Below are 25,197 nucleotides of genomic sequence, written 5' to 3'. Positions count from 1 at the left end.
GCTCCTGGATTGCCGCGCTGCGCTCGCAATGACGGGGGTGACGCTTGCAATGACGAGTCTGGAATGGCGTGTCGAAGCGGGTTAACCTTAGCGCCCATGAAAATCACATTTTGTTGCACCGATACCAAAGCCGAACCCTGGCTGACGGGTCTTGAAGCCGCCTTGCCGGGCGCCCAGGTGGCGCTCTGGCAGCCCGGCGCGCCACCGGCCGACCACGCCGTGGTGTGGGCGCCGCCGCAACAGTTCTTTGACGAGCAGCCGCAACTCAAAGGCATTTTCAATATCGGCGCGGGGGTGGATGCGCTGATGAAGCTGCGCCTGCCGCCGCAAGCCACGCTGGTGCGGCTGGATGATGCCGGCATGTCGGTGCAAATGGCCGAGTATGTCTGCCACGCCGTGATCCGGCACTTTCGCGAGTTCGACGGCTACGAGGCGGATATGCGAGCCGGCCAATGGTCTTACCGCAAGCCGCGCCACCGGGCCGATTTCTCTGTCGGGGTGATGGGGCTGGGCGTGCTGGGCGAACGCGTGGCGCGGGCGCTGCAAATGTTCGAGTTTCCGGTCAATGGCTGGAGCCGCAGCGTCAAAACCATAGCGGGCGTGCGGGGCTTTGCTGGCGTGGCGCAGTTCGATGACTTTCTGCGCGCCACCCGAGTGCTGGTCAACCTGCTGCCGCTCACGCCCGACACACAGGACGTCATGAACCGCGAGACCCTGTCCAAACTGCAACCCGGTGGCTACGTCATCAACGTGGCCCGTGGCGCCCATTTGGTGGACGACGATCTGATCACGCTGCTTGACAGCGGGCATCTGGCCGGCGCCACGCTGGACGTGTTTCGCACCGAGCCGCTGCCGGCTGAGCACCCGTTCTGGACGCATCCCAAGATCAGCTTGACACCGCACACCTCGGCCCGCACCCTGCGCGAGGAAAGCATTGCGCAGATTGCGGGCAAGATCATGGCGCTTGAATGTGGTGATCCGGTTGCCGGTATCGTGGACCCTGAGCGCGGTTACTGAGCATGGCCGTACGATTCAATTGAGGAACCCCCAATGAGCATTCCCACCCGTGTCAAACTGGTCGATGTCGGCCCCCGCGACGGCCTGCAGAACGAAAAACAGCCAGTGCCGGCCGCCGTCAAGATCGAGCTGGTGCACCGGTTGCAGGACGCCGGCCTGACCGAGATCGAGGTCACGAGTTTCGTGTCGCCCAAATGGGTGCCGCAGATGGCGGACAACACCGAGGTCATGGCCGGCATCCAGCGCCAAGCTGGTGTGCGTTATTCGGTGCTGACGCCCAATCTGCAGGGATTTGAAGCGGCGCTGAAGTCGAAGCCGGACGAGATCGTGGTGTTCGGCGCCGCAAGCGAAGCCTTCAGCCAGAAGAACATCAACTGCTCGATCGCCGAAAGCATCGAGCGTTTTGCGCCCGTGGTGCAGGCGGCGCGCGCGGCCGGCATCTATGTGCGCGGCGCCATGTCGTGCACGGTCGGCTGCCCTTACGAAGGCGAGATTGCGCCCGCGCGGGTTAGTTACCTGGCCGGCCTGATGAAGGGCATCGGCGTGCAGCATGTCGGTGTGGCCGACACCATCGGTGTCGGCACCCCGCTCAAGGTGCAGCGCGCCATGGAAGCGACGCTGAAACATTACGACATCAACGATGTGTCGGGCCATTTTCACGACACCTATGGCCAGGCGCTGGCCAATACGCTGATCAGCCTGCAAATGGGGGTCTGGCAGTTTGACGCCTCGGTCGCCGGCCTGGGCGGCTGTCCCTACGCCAAGGGCGCGACCGGCAATGTGGCGACGGAAGACGTGGTCTACCTGCTGCACGGCATGGGGATCGAGACCGGCATTGACCTGGACAAGCTGATTGACGCCGGCAAATTCATCAGCGACTTTCTGCAGCGCAAATCCGGTTCGCGCGCGGCGACGGCCCTGCTCAACAAGCGGAGCAACTGAGATGTGTGGTGCCGAGTTGAAATCCCTGCCAGAAGGTGTGCAACGCGTGGTCGCTGCCCTCCAGGCCCAAGACCACCCGCACACTCCGGTCATGTTGGACGACGCGGCGCGCACCGCCCAGCAAGCGGCCGACGCCTTGGGCATCGCCGTGGGCCAGATCGCCAAAAGCATCATCTTTCGCCGCAAGTCCGACGATGCAGCCGTGCTGGTGGTGACCTCGGGAGATAAGCGGGTGGATGAGAAGAAGGTGGCGGCCCTGGTGGGGCCGCTGGGTCGTGCGGACGCCACTTTCGTCAAAGCCAAAACCGGATATTCCATTGGCGGTGTGCCCCCGATTGCCCACGCCACGCCCTCGGTGACGCTGATTGACCAGGAGTTGTTCCGCTTTGAAGAAATATGGGCCGCCGCCGGCCATCCGCACGGCGTGTTCAAGCTGCGGCCGCAGGATCTGGCGCTGTTGTCGGGTGCACCGGTGGCCGATGTGGTGCAGGCGCCGACGGCTGATGCCTCCATTAACGTTCCTGAATTGATAGCTGCTCGCGCACTGCTGGCGCGGGCTACAGCGGAAAATGTACCCTCGCCCTGCATCTCGGTGTGCCGTATGAACGAGCTGACGGGATTGTGTGAAGGCTGCTATCGCACGCTCGACGAGATTCGCCTGTGGAGCAGCGCGGATGATCCGGCCAAGCGCGCCATGTGGACCCAGATCGAGCAGCGCCTCGCTGCAAAGGCATTGCTATGAATTCAAATTTTCGTCATTGCGAGCGCAGCGCGGCAATCCACTGCCACAAGCCATGAAACACATCACTTTCTACCTGGATTTCATCTCGCCCTACGCCTACCTGGCGTTTGAACAACTGCCGGTCGCCCTGATGGGGCACAGCTACAGCGTGACCTACAAGCCGATTCTGTTTGCCGCGCTGCTCAAGCAGCACGGCCAGCTGGGTCCGGCCGAGATTGCGCCCAAGCGCGACTGGACCTACCGCCAGGTGCTGTGGCTGGCGCACAGCCAGGGTGTGGACCTGCGATTGCCGGCGAGCCACCCCTTCAACCCGCTGGCCTTGCTGCGTCTGGCCGTGGCGTGTGAAGCCCAAGGCGCGCCGAACCGCTATGTGTGTGAAACCCTGTTCCGCCATGTCTGGCAAGGTGGCCTGGAGGCCACCGACCCGGCGCGTCTGGCCGCCCTGATGGCGCAATTGACGCCCGCGCGCGGCGTCAACAGCGACGAGGTCAAGGCCCAGCTCAAAGCCCACACCGATGAGGCCCTGCAACTGGGTGTGTTTGGTGTGCCCACCCTGGTGGTGGACGATAAGCTGTTTTGGGGCCTGGACGCGCTGCCCATGCTGCAGGCCTATCTGTCGGGTGACCCCTGGTTTGACCGCCAGTGGGACACGGTTGCAAGCGTGGCGCAAGGCATCCGGCGTTGAATGTTCGGGCTCGATGACTGGTCCACGCCATGCCCAATGCCTTTAATTTTTCCGCCTCCCCGTTTGACTGCCTGAATCAGGACGAGCAGCGCCTGGTGCGCGACAGCGTCGACGTCGTTTATTTTCGCGAGGGCGAGACGATTTTGGACGTGGGGATCGCGCCGACTCATCTTTTTGTCATCATCAAAGGCTACGTGACCCAGCTGGAGGGTAGCGAGGTGACGACCACCTACGGGCCGGACGACTGCTTTGATGGCCGGGGCCTGGTGGCGGGCCGGGTCAGCAGCCGCTTCGTGGCGGCCGAGGAGGTGGTGGCCTATCAGCTGGCGCGCCAGGCGGTGAGCGACCTGATTGCGTCGAATGCCACTTTTGGTGCGCTGCTGTTTTCGGATCTGAGCAACAAGCTCAGCGCCCTGTCCGAGCGCAAGAGTCAGCACGAGCTGCAGTCGCTCACCCTGTCCCGGGTGGACGAGGCTTTTTTGCGGCCGGCCCACTTTGTCGATGCCACCACCGATATTCTTTCCGTCGTCAAACTGTTTCAAGCCGAGCGCACCTCCAATGTCCTGGTGCGTGACACGCGCAGCGTGCCGGCCCGCCTGGGCATTTTTACCGCTACGGCCCTGCAGCGCGCCATCCTGGACGGCCGTCCGCTGAACCAGCTGGCGGTGGGTGAACTGGCCAATTTTTCATTGATCGAGGTGCAGAGCGCCGACCAGCTGGGCGACGCCATGGCCGTGATGCTGCGCCACCGGGTGCACCGGGTCGTCGTGGTGGAAGGCGCCACGGTGGTGGGCATCCTGGAAGCGCTGGACCTGTTCAGCTTCTTGTCCAACCAGTCGCACCTGATCACGGTGCAGATCGAGGAGGCCAAGGACCTGGCTGGCCTGAGCCAGGCCGCGGCCCAGATCACCCGCATGATCACGCTGCTGTACCGCAGCGGTTCCCGCGTCAACCTGATCGCCAAGCTGGTACAGCAGCTCAACGCCCGGCTGTTCGAACGTGCCTGGCAATTGATCGCGCCGGCCGGGCTGGTGGTCAACAGCTGCCTGTTTGTGATGGGCAGCGAGGGCCGCGGCGAGCAATTGCTCAAGACCGACCAGGACAACGCCCTGATCCTGCGCGACGGCTACACGCCCCCCGACGATCTGGAGGCGATCTGCCAGCGTTTTTCCAGCGCCCTCAAGGATTTTGGCTACCCGGAGTGCCCGGGCCACATCATGGTCAGCAACCCGCAGTGGCGCAAGAGCGCGAGTGAATTTGGCCAGATGACGCGGCAATGGTTGCTCCTGCCGGATGGCGACAGCCTGATGAATCTGGCGATTTTCATGGACGCGCACACGGTCTGTGGCGATGCTCATTTGCTGGACGCGGTCCGGCGCGGCCTGATGGCCCTGGCAACCGACAGCGACGCCATGCTGAGCCGGTTTGCGGCGGCTATTGATTCCTTTGGTAGCAGCTATGGCTGGTGGAACCGGCTGCTGGGCCGGGGCGACGCCGACCAGCCGCTCAATCTCAAAAAGGAAGGTATTTTCCCGCTGGTGCACGGCGTGCGCAGTCTGGCGCTGGCGCACCGCGTGATGGAGACCAGCACCACTGGGCGCATCGCGGCGCTGGTGGCCGCCGGCAAGCTGGAGGCAGCCATAGGCACGGACCTGACGGACAGCCTGCACTTCTTCATGGGCCTCAAGCTCAAGGTCGGGCTGGCCGAGCTGGCCACCGGCAAGGCTGTGAGCGGCGCCATCGACGTGAGCCGGCTCAGCAGCCTGGACCGTGACCTGCTCAAGGACACGCTGGGCGTGGTCAAGCGTTTCAAAACCCTGCTGCGACACCGCTTCCATCTGGAAGCGGTGTCGTGAGCGTTCCGCTCTTGCCCTCGCGCTGGTGGGCCGCGCTCAAGCGCGAGTGGCTGCTGTACCACCTGGGTGACCCGGCGTTTCGCTTCATGTTCGACCCGCCGCCCGCCAACGAATGGGTGGCGCTGGACTGCGAGACCACTGGCCTGAATGTGCGCACCGATGAAATCATTTCGATCGGTGCTGTGCGCATCGTCGGCAACCGCATCATGACCAGCGATCGGCTCGAGTTGCTGGTGCGTCCGGAGCGCGGGATCTCGGCCGAGAGCGTGCGCATTCATCGTCTGCGCGAACGCGACGTGGCCCAAGGCTTGCCGATGGATGAAGCGATGAAGCGCCTGATGCATTTCATCGGCAGCCGGCCACTGGTGGGCTATTACCTGGAGTTTGACTTGGCCATGCTGAATCGGGCGCTCTTCCCCATGCTGGGTCAGGGCCTGCCGCAAGCCAAAATCGAGGTGTCCGCCCTGTATTACGACTTCAAATTCAGGCAGCTCCCCGCCTACCAGCAGCAGGCCAATGTTGACATTGATCTTCGTTTTGCCACCCTGATGATCGATCTGGGCCTGCCCTTGCGTGACGCCCACGATGCGCTGAACGATGCGGTGATGGCGGCGCTGGCCTTCATCAAACTGCGGCACTTGCGTGGGGACTGAGCTGGGCAGCGGAAAGGTGTCTTAAAGCTCGGGTTCGTGAGGATTCGCAATGCAGACTGCAATTCGTGAGAGTAAAAATTTGTGAGGCGACGCAGGGGAGGTAATTGATTTGCTTTTTTGTGAAAGGAACTGCAATGAAGTCCCTGAAAATCAAGTATTTGTATTTGCCACCAGCCCTTGTTTTGTCAGTTGCCGGGCTGATGGGCTGTTCCGCCATGCAGATGGGTGAACGAGCCCCGGCCTATTCATCCAGCGCTAGCGCTGTGGGTGACCCGGCGCTTGCCACCGCCGTGACGGACGCCATCCAGACATCTCTGGACGACAAAGCCCGGGACATTCAGGTGGCGGTCAATGACGGTGTCGTCATGCTCAGCGGGTGGGCCAGGCAGCCCAGTCATGAGTCGCGCGCACGCGCGGTGGCCAGCCGGGTGCCCGGTGTGGTGAATGTCTACAGCCGTGTTCACCTGTGGTCCAGCGACGACTCCTGAGGCGTCATCAATGACGCGTGCCTAAAAAACCGAGCAGGCACGGCTGGGTCGCCGTGACGCCGCAGCGGGCGGGCACATTCAAAGCCAGAGCCCACCGTCCGAACCGGCTGTAGGTGCCGTCTTACCGTGGCGCCTCCGTCCGACTGACAGACGCCGCGCGGTCAGCGGCAGATACTGAGCGTCCCTGCCATCAACGCAAAGGAATCACCATGACGCGCGAACAACCGGCCCATATCGAACCCTCCAAGCACTCGACCGACGAGGTGGATGAGTTTCTCGACATGGTCGAGGACAACGTCAACGCCACGCCAGGCGCGGGCTCTCCGGCCATCAAGCCCAACACGGACCTGGACGATGAAGGCAAGCCCGTGACCGACACACCGAAGAACCCGAAGATCTGAGGATCGGCGCTCCATGCAAAGTCAGCTGGCGGGCACTTCGGTCGTTCCTGTTTCTCCCTCGATTTTCACCAGTGTCTTGATGGCGCCGGGCAGCAGCGAGTCGGGCACACTGATGAGCAAGATATCATTGTTGTTGCCGAAAGTCCGCTGACCCTTGAAGAGCACAGTTTTGGTGCCGGCTGTCGTGATTGTTATCTGGTAGGTGCCGCCCGGAATGTCAATCGAGTCGCCGCCCGAGGCCGGCCCAGAGGTTTTGTAGGCGGTGGCCCCGATCGTCGGGCCTGTCGCTGTGATGTCGGCACCGACCGCTGTCATGTACAGGTCGATGTTGCTCGCGTTGAACGATGCGTTCATGATTCGCAGCCGGGCACTGTCGCTCGTGAGGGGCTTGTTGTAAGGGTCGGTGATCAGGTAAATGCTGCTTTCGGTATTGGAAGCCGGCAAGGCCACGATCGTGTACTTGTTGCCGCGCACCGGGTCGATCGACACCGTCCCCAGGGTCACAGCGCCGGTGCTCGTCTTCACGGACCAGTCGGAAGCGCCCATATCCACGTTGAAGTAGTTCGAGGCGAATTTGTAAGGCTTGTCGGTCACATCCGACTGGATGACGGTGCCGTGGGACAGCGTCAGGTTCGGCGCCAGTGGTGAGGCATGCACGAAGCGTACGGTCGGGTCGGCGAGATCGATCCGGTCTGCCGTGTCGCCACCACCACAGGCGGCAAGACCCACGACCGGGACGCATGCAAGCAAGAATTTGTTGAGTGTATTCATGGACTTGTCCTTCAAAGGTTGACGTGTGCGTGGGCAAGTCGATGCGTGGCCCACGAATAACTGTATTGATTGGGCGCAACTTTGTCTGTGCGTTTCACCACATAGTCGGACACAAAAAAACCGGGCACGTGGCCCGGTTGAAGCTTTGAATAGCGCAGGCTGTGGGCCTGCGTTTCAGTTGAATCTCAGTCTCAGTGGCCGGAAGCGCCCGATGCGCCGTAGCCGGTTTCCGAGCGCACTTGCTGCGCCGGGAATGCGGCACGTTCCTTGGCTGCATTGGGGCTGCGATCCAGAATGGAGAACAGCCAGATGCCGACAAAGCCGATGGTCATGGAGAACAGAGCCGGCGAGGTGTAAGGGAACAGCGCCGAACCCTTGGGGTAACCCAGCGTGGCTTCCCAGACCGAGGGCGACACGATGGTCAGCGCCACGGATGAGAACAGACCGAGGAAGCCGCCAATCACCGCGCCCTTGGTCGTGCAGTCTTTCCAGAGCACCGACATGAACAGCACCGGGAAGTTGGCCGAGGCGGCAATGGCGAAGGCCAGGGACACCATGAACGCAATGTTCTGCTTTTCGAACGCGATGCCGAGAACAACAGCAACCACACCGAGAACCAGTGTCGTGATGCGCGACACCTTGAGTTCGGAAGCGCTGTCAGCCTTGCCCTTTTTGATCACGGTGGCGTAGATGTCATGCGACACAGCAGAAGCGCCTGACAGGGTCAGACCGGCCACCACCGCCAGAATCGTGGCAAAAGCGACTGCGGAGATAAAGCCGAAGAAGACATTGCCGCCGACAGCCTTGGCTACCAGCACAGCTGCCATATTGGCCGAGCCGCCGCCGCCCTTGATGATGCCCTTGGCGGTATCCGCAAACTCAGGGTTGGTCAACACCAGGGTGATGGCGCCGAAGCCGATGATGAAAATCAGCACATAGAAGTAGCCAATCCAGGTGGTCGCCCACAGCACGGATTTACGCGCTTGCTTGGCATCCGGCACCGTGAAAAAGCGCATCAGGATGTGGGGCAAACCGGCGGTACCGAACATCAGTGCCATGCCGAAGGAGATCGCCGAAATCGGATCCTTCACAAAACCGCCGGGGCCCATGATGGCCAGCCCAATGGCGGCGGCGTCGACCTCGGTCTTACCACCGTTAATGGCCAGCTGGGTCTTCACCTTGACGCCTGCGGCAAACAGCGCTTCAAAGCTGAAGCCGTAGTTCGACATGACCATGAAGGCCATGAAGGTGACACCGGCCAGCAGCAAACAGGCCTTGATGATCTGCACCCAGGTGGTCGCCGTCATGCCGCCGAACAGCACATAAATCATCATCAGCGCACCGACGATCACCACGGCCAGCCAGTAGTCCAGGCCGAACAGCAGTTTGATCAGTGCACCCGCACCCACCATTTGGGCGATCAGGTAGAAAGCCACGACCACCAGCGTGCCGGAAGCCGCAAAAATGCGAATCGGTTTTTGCTGGAAGCGGTAACCGGCGACGTCGGCAAATGTGAATTTTCCGAGGTTGCGCAGGCGCTCGGCCATCAAAAACGTGATGACGGGCCAGCCGACCAGAAAGCCGATCGAGTAGATCAAGCCGTCATAGCCGGAGGCCATCACGGCTGCGGAAATACCCAGAAAAGACGCGGCCGACATGTAGTCGCCCGCAATCGCCAGGCCGTTCTGAAAACCGGTGATGCCGCCACCGCCGGTGTAGAAGTCAGCGGCGGATTTGGTCTTGGCGGCTGCCCATTTGGTAATGAACAGGGTCATGATGACGAAGCCGGCAAACATGCTGATGGCAACCCAGTTGGTGGGTTGTTTCTCGACTTGCCCGAGGTCCGCCCCGGCGGCCAGTGCTGAGCCTGCCGCCAGCAGTGCCAGCAATGCGACAAAAGTTATTTTTGCTGTTTTCATTTGGAGACGTCTTTCAAAATGGCAGCGGTCAGATCGTCAAACTCGCTGTTGGCGCGACGCACATAGATGCCCGTGATCACAATGGTGAACACGATGACGCCCATGCCGATGGGAATCCCCAGCGAGGTCACGCCCGCGCCAATCGGCTGGGCCAGAAAGGGTTTGTTGAACGCGATCAGTGCGATGTAGCCGTAATACACGACCATCATCAGCAATGTCAGGCCCCAGCCAAACGCGTTACGTTTTTTCCGAAGTTCCAGGTACTTTGGGTGGGTTTGAATTTTGTTGACCAACGGATCAATCATGTGGGTCTCCTCGGGTTTGGTTTGCACGGAATACAGGGAATGTGTTGTCGGCACATTGGGCTGATCTTGCACACGAGGTCTGACCAGTCCCTTACGTTGCAACTGAATGCTGTGTTTGCGCTCCGGCCAAAGACACGCCGCGCTACAGTCGGTAGTCAAGCCTGAGCCGGCTCTGCAGTTTACGGGCCTGTTTGAAGGCTTCCTTGAGGATGTGGCGATCCAGTTCATTCAGCAGGTCCGGGTTGATGCGGTTGCCGCCGCCGTGTTCGCCCAGCACCTGATGCTGGTGGCGCAAGCGCAGCAACTGGATGTAGTAGAAGCTGTCCACCATGGCGGCGACGTCATCGCCGCCAAAGTTCACCGACCTGGAGGCGCCCAGCAGGCGTTGCGCCGTGCTGGTCTGGCGCACGCCGTGCGTGAGCGAGAGCAGGCGCGCGGCGTCCACGAAAGGCCGCGAGCCATACATCTTGAGGTCGATGGTGTTGGGGAAATCCTTGTTGCCATCGAACACGAAATCGCGAATCAGGCCCAGCGGTGGTGCGCATTGCAGCGCGTTCTCGGCCATCAGGCGCAGAAACAGCTGCGCGTTGCGGGTAGCGTCGAGCACCCAGTCGCGCAGCGCGTCGCTCAGGCTGTCAAAACCATAGAGCGGGCGGAAGTCAAAAAATATCGCTGCGTTGAGCAAGGCCTTGGGTTGCGGGTGTTCAATCCAGTCACTGAAGCGGGCGCGCCACTCGGGCAGGGACAGGCACCACTGCGGGTTGCCCGCCATGATGCCGCCCTTGCAGAGCGGAAAACCGCAGGCATCGAGCTTCTGGTTGACCGCTTGCGCAAACGGCAGGAAACGCTGGCGCAGCGTGTCGGTGGCGGCGGCGTTCTCGGATTCGAAGATGATGCCGTTGTCCTGATCGGTGCACAGCGTTTGTTCGTAGCGGCCTTCCGAGCCCAGCGCGATCCAGCACCATTTGATCTCCGGCAGGTCGAACTCGTCATGGGTGAGTTCGATCACGCGCAAGGTCAGCAAATCATTCAGGGTGGAGATGAATTGCGTCAGCTGCGCCGCCGCCATGCCCTGCGTCAGCGAGGCCAGCGCCACGCGCTGGATGTCCTTGGCGCAGGCCTGCAGGGTAGGCAGGTCGCGCGCCTGGCGGATGTCGTTGCTGACGTCCTTGAGGCTGGTGCGTTGCAAGGCATACAAGTCGTTTTGTGACACGATGGAGACCAGGTGAGCGGCCTCGTCGACCACCAGCAGATGGCGCAGCCCACGGCGCGCCATGATGACGGCGGCCTCATAGGCGGTGGTGTGCGGCTTTACCGTGATGACGCCACCGGTCATCACGCTGGCAATCGGCTCCTCCAGACTGACCTGCGGCAGTGCCACGCGGTGCAACACGTCGCGCAGCGTGAAAATGCCCAGGGGGAGGCGGCCATGGTCGTCCACCACGATGATGGAGCCGATGCGCAGGCGGTCCATGATGGCCAGCGCTTCGCGCAGTGGCGTGCCCAGCATGACCGTCACCGGCGCGCGCTTGGGCAACTGGCTCAAGGGGCTGTGCATGGCCAGGACATTGCTGCGCGGAGTCGGGAAGGGCGTCTGTTCCATGGCGCGGTGCGGGTTCAATAAGTGGTGCGCGCGTAGTAAGTGCGTGCGGCGGCGGCCCGCGCCTGCCCCAGGGTATGGATGTTTTGCTCCGCCAGCAAGGGAATCATCCTGAGGAATATCTCGCCGGTGACGATGGCGTCGCCCAGGGCCGTGTGGCGGCCGATCACACTGACGCCCAGGCGCTCGGCAATGGCCTCCAGCCGGTGTGACTCCTGGTTGGGGTGAATCACCGCAGACAGCAGCAGCGTGTCGAGCACCGGATGCGAAAACACGAGGCCGGTTGACGTTTCCTTGAGTTGCAGGAAGCGCATGTCAAACGCGGCGTTGTGCGCCACCAGCACCGTGTCTTCGCAGAACTCATGAAACGTGGGCAAGACCTGGTCAATCGTGGGCTGCCCCCGGACCATGTCGTCGGTGATGCCGTGGATGGCCATGGATTCGGGCTTGAGTCGCCGCCGGGGGTCAATCAGCTGGTCGATGGTCTCGTTTCGCAACAGGCGGCCATTGACGATGCGGGTGGCGCCAATCTGGATGATCTCATCGCCCTGCGAGGGCTCCAGTCCGGTGGTTTCGGTGTCGAACACGGTGTAGCTGAGTTGCGTCAGCAGGCGCTCGTCCAGCGCCCGTGTTTCCTCGGTTTGCTGGAACAGGTCGAAGTCGTAGTACTCAGGGCGGCTCTCGTTGCGCAGCCACACGGCCGGATCGGCGGCCTCTTGCGCCACCGTGGTGGGCAGCAGCATGCGGATCAGGGACAGCGGCCTGTCCTGGTCGTGCTGTTGCCAGAGTTCACCGCCGTGGCGTTCGATCACCTCGCGCAGGGTCAGGGGCGTGCCTTCGTCGCCGGCGCGCATGGGGGACTGTTCCCAGCTCGCCAGCAGCGCCGGTTCCAGGGCCGGACCCGACCACAGCAGGTCCAGCGCCGCCAGCCGACCGGACGCCTGCAGACGCAGGGCCACGGCGTCCACATCACACGCCTCCTGAAGCCGGGCGGCGAGGTGGCACAGGCCCTGCAGCAGCGAGAAGCTGTCCACCCTGATCCACAAATCGCTGGCGATGGCTTCAACGGTGACGCTGAGGCCGGTCTTTTGCGCAATGCGCTGTTGTGCCGCCTGCAGCAGGTCCGATCCATGCATGTCCTCCAGCGGCCAGCGCGCCTTGAGCGTGTCGGCGAACTCGCTGCTGGCGTGGTTGATGCGCTGGCTCAGCAGCGCCACTTCATCGCGGATCACCCCGACGAAGCGCTCGCGCTGTTCGTGCTCCATGTCCGGGTATTGCAGCAGGTTCTCCGCCGCCGCACGCACATTGCCCAGTGACGCACGGCTGCCCTCGGTGAGCGCCTGCAGCAGCGAGTCCCGCTGGTTTTGTGTTTCCACATTGCGGGTGATGTTGTCGAGCATGAGCACATAGCCGCTGATGACGCGATCGGTGGCGGCGCCGGCGGGGGGGGCGTTCTGCCGCCCGGCGTTGCCGAACACCGGCGCCATTTGCACGCGTATCAACTGCCCGGCGCGCGTGCTGGTGACGAAATTGGTGGAGGGTTGTTCGCTGCCGCGCTGCAGACGGTACTGCACGGTCTCCAGCGCATGCGTGATGAGGTTGCGCTCCATCATGGCAAAAATGGAGCGACCCAGCCCGATCAGGGCCGCGCTGCCGCCGAGCGCCCCCGGCCCCAGCACCTGGAACTGCAGCCGGGCGCGGTTGTTGTAGAGCAGGATGCGGCCATCCAGGTTGCACACGACCACGCTTTGTGTGAGTTCCGACATCAAGGCGGCCAGGCGGTTTTTTTCTTCTTCGACGGAGGCCTTGGCCTCAAGAATCCGCTGCTCCACATCGCGCTGCAATGATTCGCGCTGGTCAGCCAGTGAATTGACCACCTGCGCCAGCGTGCGGATCTCGGGCGCCCCCAGCTCCTGCAGGCGCAGCGAGGGGTTGGCGTTGACCATCACCAGCGCCTGTTCGCGCAGGCGCACAGGGGCCAGCGCATAGGCCCGGTACAGAACCCAGACCAGCAGCCCCAGCCCGAACCAGGCCAGCAGGATGATGACCACCGCCATGGCGTAGCGCGGCCGCATGATGGCCAGCACGGCCTGGCGCTCGGCCTCCTGCATGTCGCCCCACAGGACCAGGCCGAGAAGGCCGAAGAGCACGGCCAGCAAGCCATACAGAATGCCGAGTCCGGCTGCGAGCCTGATCCGGTGGTTCATGGCAATCGATTGAGGCGCGGGGGCGTCCAGCGCGCCGCTATGGCGCGGTGAGGCCGAGCAGTTGGCGGACCTGGGCCACCAGGTCGCGGGTGGAAAAGGGCTTGGTCATGTATGCATCGGCACCCAGTGCGAGCCCCTTGCTGACCTCGGTGTCGCGCCCCTTGGCCGTGAGCATCACGACCTTGAGCTGCTGCCACGCCGGGTTGGCGCGGATTTGCTGGCAAACCTCAAACCCGTCCTTCTTCGGCAGCATGATGTCCAACAGGATCAGGTCCGGCAGTTGCGTGGCGATGGCCCGCAAGGCGGCCTCGCCATCCATCGCCACCTGCACATCGAAGCCTTCGCGTTTCATCAGAAACTCGAGCGAGATCACGATGTTCGGTTCATCGTCCGCAATCAGGATGCGTTTGCTCATGGGCTGGTCCTATCTGGCGGGTGAGGCGCTGCGGCCGGGGCGCTGGTGCCCTGGTTAAAAGGCAGTGTAAACGAGAACGTGGCCCCGTGGCCGGGCTCGCTTTGCACCCACAGCCGCCCGCCAAAACGTTCGACGATGTGCCGGCTGATGGGCAGTCCCAGGCCGGTGCCCTGGGGCTTGTCGGTCATGGTGTTGCCGACCTGGCGAAAGCGCTCGAAGATGATCTTTTGATCGGCCGCGCTGATGCCGCTGCCGTTGTCGCGCACATCCACGCGCAGGCCCTCGCGTTCCTGCCGCAAGCTCACATGCACCAGGCCTCGGGCCGGATCGCAGAATTTGACCGCGTTGGACAACAGGTTGAGCATCACCTGAATCAGGCGGTCCCGGTCGGCCAGGATCAAGGGCGTGCCGGCCGCCAGGTCCTGGGTCAGCGTCACATGCCGGTCGTTGAACAGCGAGGACGTGGCCGCCACCGACTCCTCGATCACTGCGCGCAAATCCAGCTCGGCGGTGTGCCATTCGGCGTTGCCTGATTCGATCTTGGCCATGTCCAGCACCTGGTTGATCAGGCGGGTGAGGCGCTCGGTTTCCTTGACGATGATGCCCAGGAACTTCTTGCGCTCGGCCAATCCGGTCTTCGGATCTTCCAGCAGGATTTCCGAGAAGGCACGAATCGAGGTGAGTGGCGTGCGCAGTTCATGGGTCACGGTGGACATGAAGTCATCCTTCAGGCGGTCGAGTTCCTTCAGACGCTCATTGGCGGCCCGCAGTTCGGCGGTGGCGGCTTCCAGTTCCTGCGACTTGAGTTCGAGTTCACGGGAGTAGGCGCGCACCTGGGAGGCCTCGTCCAGGATGCTCATCACCTCGTCAATGCTCAGCGGCTCCTCTTGCACCACCGAGGCCACCATGGCCCGCGCGGAGGCGCCGCCAATGGCGCCGGCCAGCAGCGTCTCGGCGTAGTGCACCAGCTCCGCATCGGCTTTCAATTCCTCGATGGACGCGAGGCCGCGGCCCCGGGCAAAACCCAGGAAAGCCTCCTGCGCCCGCACCGGCCCGAGGAAGCGGCCAATCAGCGGCAGCAGGTCTTGCACCTGGGCACTGCCGCGCCACAGGCGCGAACCCCCTGCCGTGCCGACGGTATGGCGAAAGACATCCACAAAGGCGGTGGCTTGCCGCGTTTCCTGGACGCTGGGCCGACTGGTGAGCGACACGCCCAGGTAGAACCCCAGGTTGGCCAGCAAGCTCCAGAACAGGCTGTGTGAGATCTCGTCCATCCCGGTCAGACCAAACAGTTGTTGCGGGCGCAGCAGTGTCAGCCCGAACAGACCCTCGCGCAGAAACTCTGACGACAGCCAGCCCGACTTGGCGAACGAGGGCAGCAACAGCGTGTAGCCCCACACCGCGAAGCCGCCCAGCAGCCCCGCGATGGCGCCGTTGCGGGTGCCGCCCTTCCAGTAAATGCCGCCAAAAATGGCGGGCGCAAACTGGGCCACCGCCGCGAACGAGATCAGGCCGATACCGACCAGCGCATAGGCCTCGCCCGCGGCCCGGAAGTAGATGTAGCCCAGCATCAGGATGGCCACGATGGCCCATCGGCGTATGCCCAGCAGCAAGCCGGACAGGTCGTGTCGCTCGTTCAGGCGCAAGGCCTTCATGCGCAGGGCCAGTGGCATCACCAGGTCGTTGCAGATCATGGTGGACAGCGCAATGGTCTCCACAATGACCATGCCGGTGGCCGCCGACAAACCACCGATGAACACCAACAGGGTCAGTGCTTCGTGCCGCTCGGACATCGGCAAGGTCAGCACAAAAGTATCCGCGTCCACCAGGCCCGTGGAGAAATGCAGCATGCCGCCCAGGGCAATTGGCAGCACGAAGATGTTGATCAGCAACAGGTACAGCGGGAACAGCCAGACCGCTTTGCGCAAGTGCTGCTCATTGACGTTTTCCACGACCGCGATCTGGAATTGCCGGGGCAGCAGCATGACCGAGAGCATGGAGAGAAGGGTGAGCGACCACCAGCTGCCATAGCTGCTGCCAGAATCGGCGACCGTCATCAGCGCCTTGAGTTTGGGCACCAACTCGGCGCGCGCAAAGATATCGCCCATGCCGTTGAACAGGCCAAAGGTGACAAACAGGCCGACCGCCAGGAAAGCCAGCAACTTGATCACCGACTCGAATGCAATCGCCGCCACCATGCCTTCATGGCGCTCGGTGGCGTCCAGATGGCGGGTGCCAAACAACACCGTGAACGCGGCCAGCGTCATGGCGATGTACAGCGCGCTGTCCTGCCACAGGGCTTGTGTCGCGGCCTTGGCGGGCATGACGATGTCGGGGTAGTGGGTCAGTATCGTGAAGCTGTTGGAAACCGCCTTGAGTTGCAGCGAGATATAGGGCACCACCCCGACCACCGCAATCACCGTCACCAAGCCGCCCAGCAACTGGCTTTTGCCGTAGCGCGAGGCCACGAAGTCGGCGATCGAGGTGATGCGGTGGGCCTTGCTGATGCGAATGATCTTGAGCATCACAAACCACCACAGCCCCGCCACCAGCGTGGGGCCCAGGTAGATGGGCAGAAAACCAATGCCCGCCGATGCGGCGCGCCCGACACTGCCATAGAAGGTCCAGGTGGTGCAGTAAACCGCCAGCGACAAGGCGTAAATGGCCGGGTTGGCGATGATGGAGCGTCCGGCATCGGCGCGCTTGTCGCCGTAATAGGCAATGCCAAACAGCAAGCCCAGGTAGGCAAACGACACGCTGATGATGACCCAGCCTTGCAGCATCAGTCCAGCCGCTCGATCACATAAGCAGTCAGCGCAATCAGCGAGGCCCACACCACGAAGATATACAAGTACAGCAGCGGAATTCCGAACAAGGCACCCGGCTTGCTGAAGAGGGAGAGCACCGGGTAGTTGAACAGCACGCAGCCCAGCAACACGATGGCAACCAGACGCTGACCCGTGATGGCGGAGTGATGCATGGTCCGTGTCTCCCCAAAATATTGGCAAATTGTAGGCCTTGGCCGGACTAGGACATTCCCTAGGTAGGCGCGTGCAAAGGTCAATTTGTTACATCGTGAAACATGTGGCTATGGTTAGTACCTAGTTCGTAAGTTTCGGTTCAGTTGGCCGTCAGAATCAGGTCAGCGGAGCGGCTGACATTGCGTCTGAGGCCAGACCTTGTAAGAAAGTAATAAGTTTCATGTTGCTAGCCATCGTTATCGCAAAAAGCCTGATTGAGCTCTCGTTGATGTTCATCGCCGGGCGTTTCATCCTGGGATTACTGGCGGGGGCCAAGCGTCAAACCAATGTGTTCTGGCAATTGCTGGACGTGGCGGCCAAGCCGGCACTGTGGGTAACGCGTCGCATCAGCCCGAAGCTGATTCTGGATCGGCACATTCCTTTGGCCGCCGCGAGCTGGCTCATCGTGGCCTGGGTGCTGGTAGTGAAAGCAAAGATTGATTTGTGTCTTCAATTGGGAGCGGCAGCATGCCAGTGAATATTCCTCGCACCAGCCGTGCCAGCGCGCCCGGCCTGAGCCGTCTTGATCGTTTTGCCTTGCACTGGAAGGCCAAGGTCTGGCTGTTCCTGGGGCTGCGCGGCCATGCCACCGAGGTTTTCCATGCGGTCCTGGCGCGCTCGCCTGACGATTTGCTGGCCCTGAACAGCCTGGGCTATGAGGCCATGCAAGGTGGCCGACATGTGCTGGCCTTGACCTATTTCGAAAGGGTGCTGGCGCTGGTGCCTGACACCTCGAATGCCCACTTCAACGTGGCCTTCGTGTGTGAAGAGCTGGGGCGGCTCGAAGAGGCGGAGCGCGAGTTTAGCGCGGCCATTCGCATCGAGGACAAGATGGACCGGGCCTGGTACGGCCTGGGGCTGGTGCTGGTGCGCCAGGGGCGGCTGGATGAGGCTGTGCAGGCGCTCAAGCACAACACCAAATTGCAGCCCATGAGCCCGTTTGGCTGGTATCAGCTGGCGCGGGTGCATGTGGATTTGAAGCAGCCTGAGGAAGCGCGCGCGGTGATTCGCCACCTGAAAGGGTTCGAACCCAAGGTGGCGGCCCAGCTGGAGCGCGAGACCGGGTTGGCGGCCGGAAGCTTGATTTGAGTTTTGTCGGGTGGTTTTTTAATTAACGATAAGAGGAGCAAGCTATGCAACTTTCGGCTAGGCACCAGGAGTACTGGCGCAAAAATCTTCAAATCACGGCCCTTCTACTGGGCATCTGGTTCTTTGTCACATTCATTCTGGTATTTTTTGCCCGTGAGATGACGTTCATCTTTTTCGGCTGGCCGTTCTCGTTCTGGGTGGCGGCGCAAGGGGCGCTGGTGGTGTATTGCCTGATCATCTGGTATTACGCCCACTACATGAACAAGCTCGACAACGAATACGGCGTCGCCGAAGGAGAAGCATGATGGGCATGTTCGGATCCACCAATCAATCGCAAAGCGACTTCAAGAAGGGCCTGAACAAGGTCTACACCTGGTACACCGGCGGCTTCATTCTCTTCGTGATCGTCGTCGCCCTCCTGGAGCAAATGGGGCTGCCCCGGAACTGGATTGGCTACCTGTTCCTGGCGGCCACGGTGCTGCTGTATGCCGGCATCGGGGTCATGAGCCGAACCAGTGATGCGGCGGAATACTACGTGGCCGGGCGTCGCGTGCCTGCCATGTACAACGGCATGGCCACCGGGGCCGACTGGATGTCGGCCGCCTCCTTCATCGGCATGGCCGGTACGCTGTACCTTACCGGTTATGGCGGCCTGGCCTTCATTCTGGGCTGGACCGGTGGTTACTGCCTGGTGGCGCTGTTTCTGGCGCCCTACCTGCGCAAGTTTGGCCAGTTCACCATCCCCGACTTTCTGGGGGCTCGCTTCGAGGGCCACATGCCACGCATCATTGGGGTCTGTGGCGCCATTTTGTGCTCGTTCACCTACGTGGTGGCACAGGTCTATGGCGTCGGCTTGATCACCACGCGTTTGACCGGACTGGCTTTCGAGGTCGGCATTTTTGCCGGTCTGGGCGGCATTCTGGTCTGTTCGTTCCTCGGCGGCATGCGTGCCGTGACCTGGACCCAGGTGGCGCAGTATGTGATTTTGATCATTGCCTACCTGCTGCCGGTGGTCTGGCTGTCGGTCAAGCACACCGGAGTGCCGATTCCGCAAGCGGTTTATGGCTACACCCTGGAAAAAATCACCGCCAAGGAAGAGCAGCTGCTGAAAGACCCGAAAGAGCTGGAAGTGCGTGGCATCTTCAAGGCGCGCTCGGACGCCGCGGTCGAGAAGCTGAAGGATGTTCCCGCTTCCATGGCCGCCGACAAGGCCGCCGCCCAGAAGAAGCTTGACGACCTGAAAGCGGCGAACGGCCCGGTGGCCGACATCAATGCCGCCGCTGCGGCCCTGGCCGCGCTGCCCAAGGACGAGACCGCGGCCAAAGCGGCCTACACCGCTGCGCGTGTCGGGAGCGCGGCACGGTCTGCGCCGCCGATTCGCCATGCCCAACCGTTCCCGGGCAAAGATGAGGCTGCGCAGGATGTTTCACGCAAGAACTTCATGGCGCTGGTGTTCTGCCTGATGATTGGTACGGCGGCCCTGCCGCACATCCTGATGCGCTACTACACCACGCCGTCGGTGAAGGAAGCGCGCGAGTCGGTGAGCTGGTCGCTGTTCTTCATCTTCCTGCTTTACTTCACCGCACCGGCGTTGGCCGTGTTGGCCAAGTTTGAGGTGTACACCGTGCTGGTGAATACGCCTTTTGCCAGCTTGCCCGAGTGGATCGCGCGCTGGAGCACGGTCGATGCGAGTTTGCTGTCGGTGGTGGACGTCAACAAGGATGGCATCCTGCAACTGGCGGAAATCTCCATTGGTGGCGACATCATTGTGCTGGCCACGCCTGAAATTGGTGGCTTGCCCTACGTCGTATCGGGCATGGTGGCCGCCGGGGGGCTGGCTGCGGCCCTGTCCACCGCGGACGGTTTGTTGCTGACGATCGCCAACGCCTTGTCGCACGACTTGTACTACAAGGTGCTGGACCCGAACGCCTCCACCGCGCGCCGCGTGATGGTGTCCAAGATGCTGTTGCTGGTGGTGGCCCTGTGCGCGGCCTACGTGGCGGCGCAGAAGCCGGCCGACATTCTGTTCCTGGTGTCGGCGGCGTTCTCGTTCGCGGCGGCGACCTTCTTCCCGGCCCTGACCCTGGGCATCTTCTGGAAGCGGGCCAACAAATGGGGTGCCTCGCTCGGCATGCTGGCCGGACTGGGCATCACGTTCTACTACATGGTGACCACGCAGCCCTGGCTCTACAAGCTGACGCACAGCGGTGCAGCCATCACGCCTGAGATCATCAAGGCCAATACCTGGTGGGACATCGCGCCCATTTCGGCGGGCCTGTTTGGTGTGCCACTGGGCTTTGTCGTGATCATTATTGTGTCGCTGCTGACCAAGGCGCCGGGCCGGGATATTCAGGAGCTGGTGGAGCATGTGCGCTACCCCAGCCTGGATGGCAAGGTCAGTGCGGGCAGTGCCGCCCACTGAACATCGCTTGCTTGCATGCAAACAGAAACCCCGCCGCGGCGGGGTTTTTTTGCGCCCGGCCTAGGGGGTCGTTCCCGCCAGGACGGTGTCGCCTACGGAATCGTGACCAGCAAGAACTCGGCGGCTTTTTTCTCGGATCGTATAGCGCCGACGATGCGGGCGATTTCGCTGATCTTGGTATTGAACTGGGTCGCGCTGGTGCAACGCTCAATCTGCAGGCAAAGGCTTTCGGCGTCGGGTCCCAGTGTGTCTACGAGCAGGCGGGTGGCGCGTCGAATCGCGGTTTTCAGCACTTCATTGGACGCCACGCTGCTGGTCTTTGCATCTACGGGTGCCGTCCTTGAAGCCGGCTGGGTCTGAGCCAGTTCGTGTACGAATCCGGCGCTCAACAGCTCACCCAGGAGTTGCAGGGCTTCGTCCGGGGTGGGCATCGACGCTGACAACTCGGCGACCGTCTTGACCCCATTCACCGTGATCAACAGCATGCGTAGTTGGGGCGTCAAGGCCCGGTCTCTAAGCTTGATGGCATTCACCCCAGCCTCGGTCTTGCGTAGAACCGCAGTCACATCCAGATCAGTCATGTCGATTCTCCTGTCTCTTTTCAGCGGGCTCTTGTCAGGCGGGTTGTCGTCGACCAAGGGCGCCCTTGCGGCTCACCGTTGTGGGCTCTCTGCATTATGGAATCATGCTGAAAACTCAATCTGAAACTGGTTGGGGTTTACCCGAATGGATGCGCCTGATTCTCACATGGCGAAAGCTGATCAAAGGGTTTCACCCTAGTTTGTCAGCGGGTATTCAGTTTGCCGCAAGCCTGTGTTGGTTTCGCGTCAGAGCGGGGTCAGAACCCGCTCTGATAATTCTGTCGAGCCTCCATTCGGTGGACTCAAACTAAATATACAGGAGACAAAAATATGGCAACCACAGCGGCCGCACGGCCAATGACCGCCGAAGAAAAGAAGGTGATCTTCGCTTCTTCGTTGGGTACCGTTTTTGAGTGGTACGACTTCTACCTCTACGGCTCACTTGCCGCCATTATTGCCAAGCAGTTCTTTAGCGGTCTCGATGAGGGTTCGGCCTTCATTTTTGCGCTGCTCGCCTTTGCTGCCGGCTTCATCGTGCGGCCCTTTGGCGCGCTGGTGTTTGGTCGCCTGGGTGACATGATTGGCCGTAAGTACACCTTTCTGGTGACCATCCTGATCATGGGCCTGTCCACGTTCATCGTGGGTATCCTGCCGAACTACGCCACCATCGGCGTGGCCGCGCCCGTGATCCTGATTGCCCTGCGCATGCTGCAAGGCCTGGCGCTGGGTGGTGAATACGGTGGTGCAGCGACCTATGTCGCAGAACACTCGCCACAAGGCAAGCGTGGCGCCTACACCTCATGGATTCAGACCACGGCCACTTTGGGCCTGTTCCTGAGTCTGATGGTGATTCTGGGCACGCGTACCCTGATTGGCGAGGCTGCATTTGCCGATTGGGGTTGGCGTGTTCCGTTCATCGTCTCGATTGCTTTGCTGGCCGTGTCGGTGTGGATTCGTTTGAGCATGAACGAGTCGCCCGCTTTCGCCAAAATGAAGGCGGAAGGCAAGACCTCCAAAGCACCGTTGAGCGAGTCATTCGGTCAGTGGAAAAATCTGAAAATCGTGATCTTGGCCCTGATCGGACTGACTGCCGGTCAAGCCGTCGTGTGGTATTCGGGCCAGTTTTACGCCTTGTTCTTCCTGACGCAAGCGCTCAAGGTGGACGGTGCGACCGCCAACATCTATGTGGCTATTTCCCTGCTCATCGGCACACCGTTCTTCATCGTGTTTGGTGCCTGGTCAGACAAGATCGGTCGCAAGCCCATCATCATGGCGGGTTGCCTGTTGGCTGTGTTGACTTACTTCCCCGTGTTCACGGCACTGACCAAGGCCGCCAATCCGGCGCTGGCTGCCGCTCAGGCCGCGAACAAAGTGGTGGTGACCTCGGACGACAAAGAGTGCTCCTTCCAGTTCAACCCGACCGGTACGGTCAAGTTCACCAGTTCGTGCGATATCGCCAAGCAGGTGCTGGCCGGCGCTTCAGTGAGTTATGACAATGTGGTCGGCGCGGCCGGTGCACCGGCGACCATCACCATTGGCACAACCGTGATCCCGAGCTACACGTCCAAGGGTCTGCCTGCGGCCGAGGCCAAGGCGAAAGATGCCGAGTTCAAGAAAGCTGTGGCTGACGCTCTGAAAGCCGCCGGGTATCCCGCCAAAGCCGATATGGCCAAGGTCGACTCCTTCAAGGTGGTCGCCATCCTCACCTACCTGGTGATCCTGGTGACCATGGTGTACGGCCCAATCGCCGCCATGCTGGTGGAGATGTTCCCCACCCGCATTCGCTACACCTCGATGAGCTTGCCCTATCACATTGGCAATGGCTGGTTTGGCGGCCTGCTGCCGACCACCGCTTTCGCCATCGTGGCGCAGACCGGCAATATGTATAACGGCTTGTGGTACCCCATCATCGTGGCCGGTATGACTTTTGTTATCGGTATGCTGTTTGTCAAGGAAACCAAGGACGTTGACATTTACGCCAACGACTAAAGTTTGCTGATGATTTGACCGTGCTGATTTGGCGCGGTTCCTAGCTGAATGGCCCTCCACGCGAGGGCCATTTTTTGCCCCTCATTTGCGGGGGCCTGTTTCAGGGAGATTGATATGTGGAAAATTGCAGTGGCTTTCGCCATTTTTGCGGGCCTGGCCCTGTTCATTTTGAGCAAGGGTGGCAATATTGATTTAAGCGGTGAGAAACATGGCACGGAAGCCATGCATGAGCCAGCTGCCGTCGGGCCAGCCTCGGCCCCTGCCAGCAAATAGTCGTCGTCGAATCGTCTGCTGCAGGCTTGCAGGCAAGGGTAAATCCGCGCTGACTTGGTCGCGTCCAAACCCTAAAATGCGGCAATGAAATTTTCAAAAACGGAAGCGGGTCAACACGCGTTCAAAGCCCGGTCTGTCCTGTTGTCGGCCCGCCAGCGCTCGGCCTTTATTCTGTTTGATGGTGTCAAGTCCATAGGGCAGGTGCTGGCCTCCACCAGCGGTCTCGGTATCAGCCAGGAAGACATTGATCATCTCGTCGAACAGGGTTTTCTGGTCGCCGCGCGTGATGCTGCACCGGTTTTAAGCCCCGGCGTCTTCCGTAGCAGTGCCGATGAGCCGCCGCCGGCCTTGCCCGTCAGTTCGCGTTCGTCCCAAGAGCGCTACAGCGCCGCCATGCCGATTGCAACCCAGCTCACAGCCAGTCTTGGTTTGCGTGGCTTCAGACTGAATCTGGCGGTGGAAGCGGCCAGTGGCTTTGACGACTTACTCGCACTGCTGCCCAAAATCCAGGACGCCGTTGGCACCAAGTCCTGCGTTGCTCTGGAGCAGGCACTCAAGGGTTAGCCGTGAGTTGGCTTACTCCTCAGGTTCAACGCCTGAATTTGCCGTCGTTGCTGATGATGGACAGGTCGGCAAAGTCCAGGCCTGTGTGATCTTCCGTGCTGAAGCTCACCTCCAGCCCGCCAATATCGAACTTCTTGATCCCTTCCAGCGCAGACTGAATGCGCTCGCGGCTGGGTTTGGGGCCGGCCCGCCGTAGCGCCTCGACCAGCACTTTGGCGGCGGAAAACCCTTCCAGCATGGCGGGGCTGACGTCGTTGACGTTTTTGGCTCGCGCCAGATCGCTGGCTTCCTTGACAAGCATGTAACCGACCGACTGAGGAAGCACTTGCGTCACGATGACGCCGCGGGCATTGTCGCCCAGGCTTTTGATGAATCCGCCCGATGCATTGTTGGACAGCGTGACAAACTGGGCATTGCTGCCAGCGGCTTTCAAGGCCTTGATGCAGTCCACCACGGCGGCGCCGGAAGCGATCATCATGACCGCCTGCGCATCGGTCTTGGCGATCTTGGGGGCGAGTTGGGAGAAGTCGGGTTTGGAGCGGTTAAATTTCTCCACGGCGGCGGGCGTCAGCTTGGCGCCCGCCAGGCCTTTTTGCGCACCGGTCAGGCCATCCGCCCCGAAGCTGTCATCGGCGTGGATCACGGCAATCCGGGTGATGCCAATGGTGGCGAGGTGGGCGATGGCCTTTTCAGCTTCACGCTGATAAGTCGCCCGAACGTTGAAAACATGTTTCTTGACTGGTGCATGCAACACCATGGCACCCGTAGACGGCCCGATCAGGGGCACGCCATGCTTGTCCAGAAACGGCAAAATGGCTTCGGTGTGGGGTGTACCCCGCGTGAGAAACATGGCCAGGACGTTCTGCTCCTCAATCAGTTTGCGGGCGTTTTCGCTGGCCAGCTTGGGGTCGAATTTGTCATCCAGCGAAATCAGTTCAATCCGTTGGCCGTTGACACCCCCTCTGGCGTTGACCGCATCCAGATAGAGCTTGGCGCCGTCCGTGGTTTCTTTCACACCCGCCGCGACCGAGCCCGTGAAACCCGCCGTCTGGCCGATCAAAATTTGCGCCTGGGCGGCCACGCCCATGGTCGCCAGCAGCAATGCCCCCAGCACGGAATGTCCAAGTCTCATGTTGAAATCCTTGTAAGTCGGGGTCACTGTATCCTGATTCTTTGATATTTATCATTGTGGAAACTACCCGTATCCGGTCGATCTGTGATCGGGCCCGCTTCAGGATGACCCCGTGGCGCGGCCCTG

General features: G+C 61.4%; 25 protein-coding genes. 15 read left to right on the top strand and 10 right to left on the bottom strand.

Annotated features, from left to right (window positions below):
- The first annotated feature begins 96 nt into the window (after positions 1-96).
- The 8 genes from C5P05_RS21550 to C5P05_RS21515 all read left to right on the top strand — a co-directional run bounded on the left by C5P05_RS21550 (position 97) and on the right by C5P05_RS21515 (position 6,784).
- Positions 97-1,017 (top strand): 2-hydroxyacid dehydrogenase, encoded by a 921-nt coding sequence (locus C5P05_RS21550; protein WP_114971891.1) that lies wholly within the window; start codon positions 97-99, stop codon positions 1,015-1,017.
- A 33-nt stretch (positions 1,018-1,050) separates the two neighbouring features.
- Positions 1,051-1,959 carry a hydroxymethylglutaryl-CoA lyase gene (locus tag C5P05_RS21545; protein WP_114971890.1) on the top strand — a complete coding sequence of 303 codons (909 nt, stop codon included), beginning with the start codon at positions 1,051-1,053 and terminating at the stop codon, positions 1,957-1,959.
- Between the two features lie 16 nt (positions 1,960-1,975).
- Positions 1,976-2,701, top strand: coding sequence for a YbaK/EbsC family protein (locus C5P05_RS21540; protein ID WP_232834610.1), 726 nt, complete (start codon positions 1,976-1,978; stop codon positions 2,699-2,701).
- A gap of 52 nt (positions 2,702-2,753) precedes the next feature.
- On the top strand, positions 2,754-3,386 hold the full coding sequence (locus C5P05_RS21535) for a 2-hydroxychromene-2-carboxylate isomerase (RefSeq protein WP_114971966.1): 633 nt from the start codon (positions 2,754-2,756) through the stop codon (positions 3,384-3,386).
- A gap of 29 nt (positions 3,387-3,415) precedes the next feature.
- The gene (locus C5P05_RS21530) at positions 3,416-5,242 is read left to right on the top strand and encodes a DUF294 nucleotidyltransferase-like domain-containing protein (protein WP_114971888.1); all 1,827 of its coding nucleotides are present in this window, start codon (positions 3,416-3,418) and stop codon (positions 5,240-5,242) included.
- Positions 5,239-5,895, top strand: a complete 657-nt coding sequence (locus C5P05_RS21525) for a 3'-5' exonuclease (RefSeq protein ID WP_114971887.1) — start codon at positions 5,239-5,241, stop codon at positions 5,893-5,895. The genes C5P05_RS21530 and C5P05_RS21525 overlap by 4 nt, the downstream gene beginning before the upstream one ends.
- Positions 5,896-6,029: 134 nt before the next feature.
- Entirely contained in the window at positions 6,030-6,383 is a 354-nt protein-coding gene (locus C5P05_RS21520; RefSeq protein ID WP_114971886.1) for a BON domain-containing protein, read from the top strand.
- Positions 6,384-6,592: 209 nt separating this feature from the next.
- Positions 6,593-6,784: a hypothetical protein gene (locus C5P05_RS21515; protein WP_114971885.1), complete on the top strand. Its 192-nt coding sequence runs from the start codon at positions 6,593-6,595 to the stop codon at positions 6,782-6,784.
- A gap of 21 nt (positions 6,785-6,805) precedes the next feature.
- Here the strand turns inward: C5P05_RS21515 and C5P05_RS21510 are convergent, their stop codons facing one another.
- From C5P05_RS21510 to C5P05_RS21475, 8 genes are all read right to left on the bottom strand, one after another.
- Positions 6,806-7,555 carry a DUF4397 domain-containing protein gene (locus C5P05_RS21510; protein WP_114971884.1) on the bottom strand — a complete coding sequence of 250 codons (750 nt, stop codon included), beginning with the start codon at positions 7,553-7,555 and terminating at the stop codon, positions 6,806-6,808.
- A 191-nt stretch (positions 7,556-7,746) separates the two neighbouring features.
- Entirely contained in the window at positions 7,747-9,474 is a 1,728-nt protein-coding gene (locus tag C5P05_RS21505; protein WP_114971883.1) for a cation acetate symporter, read from the bottom strand.
- Positions 9,471-9,779 carry a DUF485 domain-containing protein gene (locus C5P05_RS21500; RefSeq protein ID WP_114971882.1) on the bottom strand — a complete coding sequence of 103 codons (309 nt, stop codon included), beginning with the start codon at positions 9,777-9,779 and terminating at the stop codon, positions 9,471-9,473. The genes C5P05_RS21505 and C5P05_RS21500 overlap by 4 nt, the downstream gene beginning before the upstream one ends.
- A gap of 142 nt (positions 9,780-9,921) precedes the next feature.
- Positions 9,922-11,382, bottom strand: a complete 1,461-nt coding sequence (locus C5P05_RS21495; RefSeq protein ID WP_114971881.1) for a DUF294 nucleotidyltransferase-like domain-containing protein — start codon at positions 11,380-11,382, stop codon at positions 9,922-9,924.
- Positions 11,383-11,396: 14 nt separating this feature from the next.
- On the bottom strand, positions 11,397-13,586 hold the full coding sequence (locus tag C5P05_RS21490) for a 3'-5' exonuclease (RefSeq protein ID WP_114971880.1): 2,190 nt from the start codon (positions 13,584-13,586) through the stop codon (positions 11,397-11,399).
- A 37-nt stretch (positions 13,587-13,623) separates the two neighbouring features.
- Complete coding sequence (locus tag C5P05_RS21485) at positions 13,624-14,001, bottom strand: response regulator transcription factor (RefSeq protein ID WP_114971879.1); 378 nt, start codon at positions 13,999-14,001, stop codon at positions 13,624-13,626.
- Positions 13,998-16,784 (bottom strand): ATP-binding protein, encoded by a 2,787-nt coding sequence (locus C5P05_RS21480; RefSeq protein WP_114971878.1) that lies wholly within the window; start codon positions 16,782-16,784, stop codon positions 13,998-14,000. Before C5P05_RS21480 ends, C5P05_RS21485 begins: the two co-directional genes overlap by 4 nt.
- Complete coding sequence (locus C5P05_RS21475; protein ID WP_114971877.1) at positions 16,784-16,981, bottom strand: hypothetical protein; 198 nt, start codon at positions 16,979-16,981, stop codon at positions 16,784-16,786. The genes C5P05_RS21480 and C5P05_RS21475 overlap by 1 nt, the downstream gene beginning before the upstream one ends.
- Positions 16,982-17,202: 221 nt before the next feature.
- On the opposite strand from C5P05_RS21475, the gene C5P05_RS21470 reads away from it, so the two are divergent.
- The 4 genes from C5P05_RS21470 to C5P05_RS21455 are packed head-to-tail and all read left to right on the top strand — an operon-like array spanning position 17,203 to position 20,532.
- The gene (locus tag C5P05_RS21470; protein WP_114971876.1) at positions 17,203-17,499 is read left to right on the top strand and encodes a hypothetical protein; all 297 of its coding nucleotides are present in this window, start codon (positions 17,203-17,205) and stop codon (positions 17,497-17,499) included.
- Positions 17,490-18,110, top strand: a complete 621-nt coding sequence (locus C5P05_RS21465) for a tetratricopeptide repeat protein (protein ID WP_114971875.1) — start codon at positions 17,490-17,492, stop codon at positions 18,108-18,110. The genes C5P05_RS21470 and C5P05_RS21465 overlap by 10 nt, the downstream gene beginning before the upstream one ends.
- Positions 18,111-18,154: 44 nt before the next feature.
- Complete coding sequence (locus C5P05_RS21460) at positions 18,155-18,415, top strand: DUF4212 domain-containing protein (RefSeq protein WP_114971874.1); 261 nt, start codon at positions 18,155-18,157, stop codon at positions 18,413-18,415.
- Positions 18,412-20,532 carry a sodium:solute symporter family protein gene (locus C5P05_RS21455; RefSeq protein ID WP_114971873.1) on the top strand — a complete coding sequence of 707 codons (2,121 nt, stop codon included), beginning with the start codon at positions 18,412-18,414 and terminating at the stop codon, positions 20,530-20,532. The genes C5P05_RS21460 and C5P05_RS21455 overlap by 4 nt, the downstream gene beginning before the upstream one ends.
- 92 nt (positions 20,533-20,624) lie before the next feature.
- Here the strand turns inward: C5P05_RS21455 and C5P05_RS21450 are convergent, their stop codons facing one another.
- Positions 20,625-21,113 (bottom strand): hypothetical protein, encoded by a 489-nt coding sequence (locus C5P05_RS21450; protein WP_114971872.1) that lies wholly within the window; start codon positions 21,111-21,113, stop codon positions 20,625-20,627.
- A gap of 330 nt (positions 21,114-21,443) precedes the next feature.
- On the opposite strand from C5P05_RS21450, the gene C5P05_RS21445 reads away from it, so the two are divergent.
- From C5P05_RS21445 to C5P05_RS21440, 3 genes are all read left to right on the top strand, one after another.
- Positions 21,444-23,102, top strand: a complete 1,659-nt coding sequence (locus C5P05_RS21445; protein ID WP_114971871.1) for an MFS transporter — start codon at positions 21,444-21,446, stop codon at positions 23,100-23,102.
- A gap of 114 nt (positions 23,103-23,216) precedes the next feature.
- On the top strand, positions 23,217-23,375 hold the full coding sequence (locus C5P05_RS34070) for a hypothetical protein (RefSeq protein WP_198674813.1): 159 nt from the start codon (positions 23,217-23,219) through the stop codon (positions 23,373-23,375).
- Positions 23,376-23,459: 84 nt separating this feature from the next.
- Entirely contained in the window at positions 23,460-23,939 is a 480-nt protein-coding gene (locus tag C5P05_RS21440; protein WP_114971870.1) for a hypothetical protein, read from the top strand.
- 25 nt (positions 23,940-23,964) lie between these two features.
- Here C5P05_RS21440 and C5P05_RS21435 read toward each other — a convergent pair whose 3' ends face one another.
- A complete protein-coding gene (locus C5P05_RS21435) occupies positions 23,965-25,071 on the bottom strand; it encodes an ABC transporter substrate-binding protein (RefSeq protein WP_114971965.1) in 1,107 nt (368 codons plus the stop codon).
- Between the last annotated feature and the right edge of the window lie 126 nt (positions 25,072-25,197).

Origin of the sequence: Rhodoferax ferrireducens, assembly GCF_003347515.1 — a bacterium.
Classification (GTDB): domain Bacteria; phylum Pseudomonadota; class Gammaproteobacteria; order Burkholderiales; family Burkholderiaceae_C; genus Rhodoferax.
The sequence above is the reverse complement of the archived record's forward strand: the minus strand, read 5'-3'. Positions and strand labels throughout refer to the sequence as shown.

Bases quoted from the DNA above. Each gene is read 5' to 3' on its own strand.
- C5P05_RS21550 (WP_114971891.1), top strand. From the start codon at position 97: ATGAAAATCACATTTTGTTGCACCGATACCAAAGCCGAACCCTGGCTG.
- C5P05_RS21545 (WP_114971890.1), top strand. From the start codon at position 1,051: ATGAGCATTCCCACCCGTGTCAAACTGGTCGATGTCGGCCCCCGCGAC.
- C5P05_RS21535 (WP_114971966.1), top strand. From the start codon at position 2,754: ATGAAACACATCACTTTCTACCTGGATTTCATCTCGCCCTACGCCTAC.
- C5P05_RS21530 (WP_114971888.1), top strand. From the start codon at position 3,416: ATGCCCAATGCCTTTAATTTTTCCGCCTCCCCGTTTGACTGCCTGAAT.
- C5P05_RS21520 (WP_114971886.1), top strand. From the start codon at position 6,030: ATGAAGTCCCTGAAAATCAAGTATTTGTATTTGCCACCAGCCCTTGTT.
- C5P05_RS21515 (WP_114971885.1), top strand. From the start codon at position 6,593: ATGACGCGCGAACAACCGGCCCATATCGAACCCTCCAAGCACTCGACC.
- C5P05_RS21510 (WP_114971884.1), bottom strand. From the start codon at position 7,555: ATGAATACACTCAACAAATTCTTGCTTGCATGCGTCCCGGTCGTGGGT.
- C5P05_RS21505 (WP_114971883.1), bottom strand. From the start codon at position 9,474: ATGAAAACAGCAAAAATAACTTTTGTCGCATTGCTGGCACTGCTGGCG.
- C5P05_RS21500 (WP_114971882.1), bottom strand. From the start codon at position 9,779: ATGATTGATCCGTTGGTCAACAAAATTCAAACCCACCCAAAGTACCTG.
- C5P05_RS21495 (WP_114971881.1), bottom strand. From the start codon at position 11,382: ATGGAACAGACGCCCTTCCCGACTCCGCGCAGCAATGTCCTGGCCATG.
- C5P05_RS21490 (WP_114971880.1), bottom strand. From the start codon at position 13,586: ATGAACCACCGGATCAGGCTCGCAGCCGGACTCGGCATTCTGTATGGC.
- C5P05_RS21485 (WP_114971879.1), bottom strand. From the start codon at position 14,001: ATGAGCAAACGCATCCTGATTGCGGACGATGAACCGAACATCGTGATC.
- C5P05_RS21480 (WP_114971878.1), bottom strand. From the start codon at position 16,784: ATGCTGCAAGGCTGGGTCATCATCAGCGTGTCGTTTGCCTACCTGGGC.
- C5P05_RS21475 (WP_114971877.1), bottom strand. From the start codon at position 16,981: ATGCATCACTCCGCCATCACGGGTCAGCGTCTGGTTGCCATCGTGTTG.
- C5P05_RS21470 (WP_114971876.1), top strand. From the start codon at position 17,203: ATGTTGCTAGCCATCGTTATCGCAAAAAGCCTGATTGAGCTCTCGTTG.
- C5P05_RS21465 (WP_114971875.1), top strand. From the start codon at position 17,490: ATGCCAGTGAATATTCCTCGCACCAGCCGTGCCAGCGCGCCCGGCCTG.
- C5P05_RS21460 (WP_114971874.1), top strand. From the start codon at position 18,155: ATGCAACTTTCGGCTAGGCACCAGGAGTACTGGCGCAAAAATCTTCAA.
- C5P05_RS21455 (WP_114971873.1), top strand. From the start codon at position 18,412: ATGATGGGCATGTTCGGATCCACCAATCAATCGCAAAGCGACTTCAAG.
- C5P05_RS21450 (WP_114971872.1), bottom strand. From the start codon at position 21,113: ATGACTGATCTGGATGTGACTGCGGTTCTACGCAAGACCGAGGCTGGG.
- C5P05_RS21445 (WP_114971871.1), top strand. From the start codon at position 21,444: ATGGCAACCACAGCGGCCGCACGGCCAATGACCGCCGAAGAAAAGAAG.
- C5P05_RS34070 (WP_198674813.1), top strand. From the start codon at position 23,217: ATGTGGAAAATTGCAGTGGCTTTCGCCATTTTTGCGGGCCTGGCCCTG.
- C5P05_RS21440 (WP_114971870.1), top strand. From the start codon at position 23,460: ATGAAATTTTCAAAAACGGAAGCGGGTCAACACGCGTTCAAAGCCCGG.
- C5P05_RS21435 (WP_114971965.1), bottom strand. From the start codon at position 25,071: ATGAGACTTGGACATTCCGTGCTGGGGGCATTGCTGCTGGCGACCATG.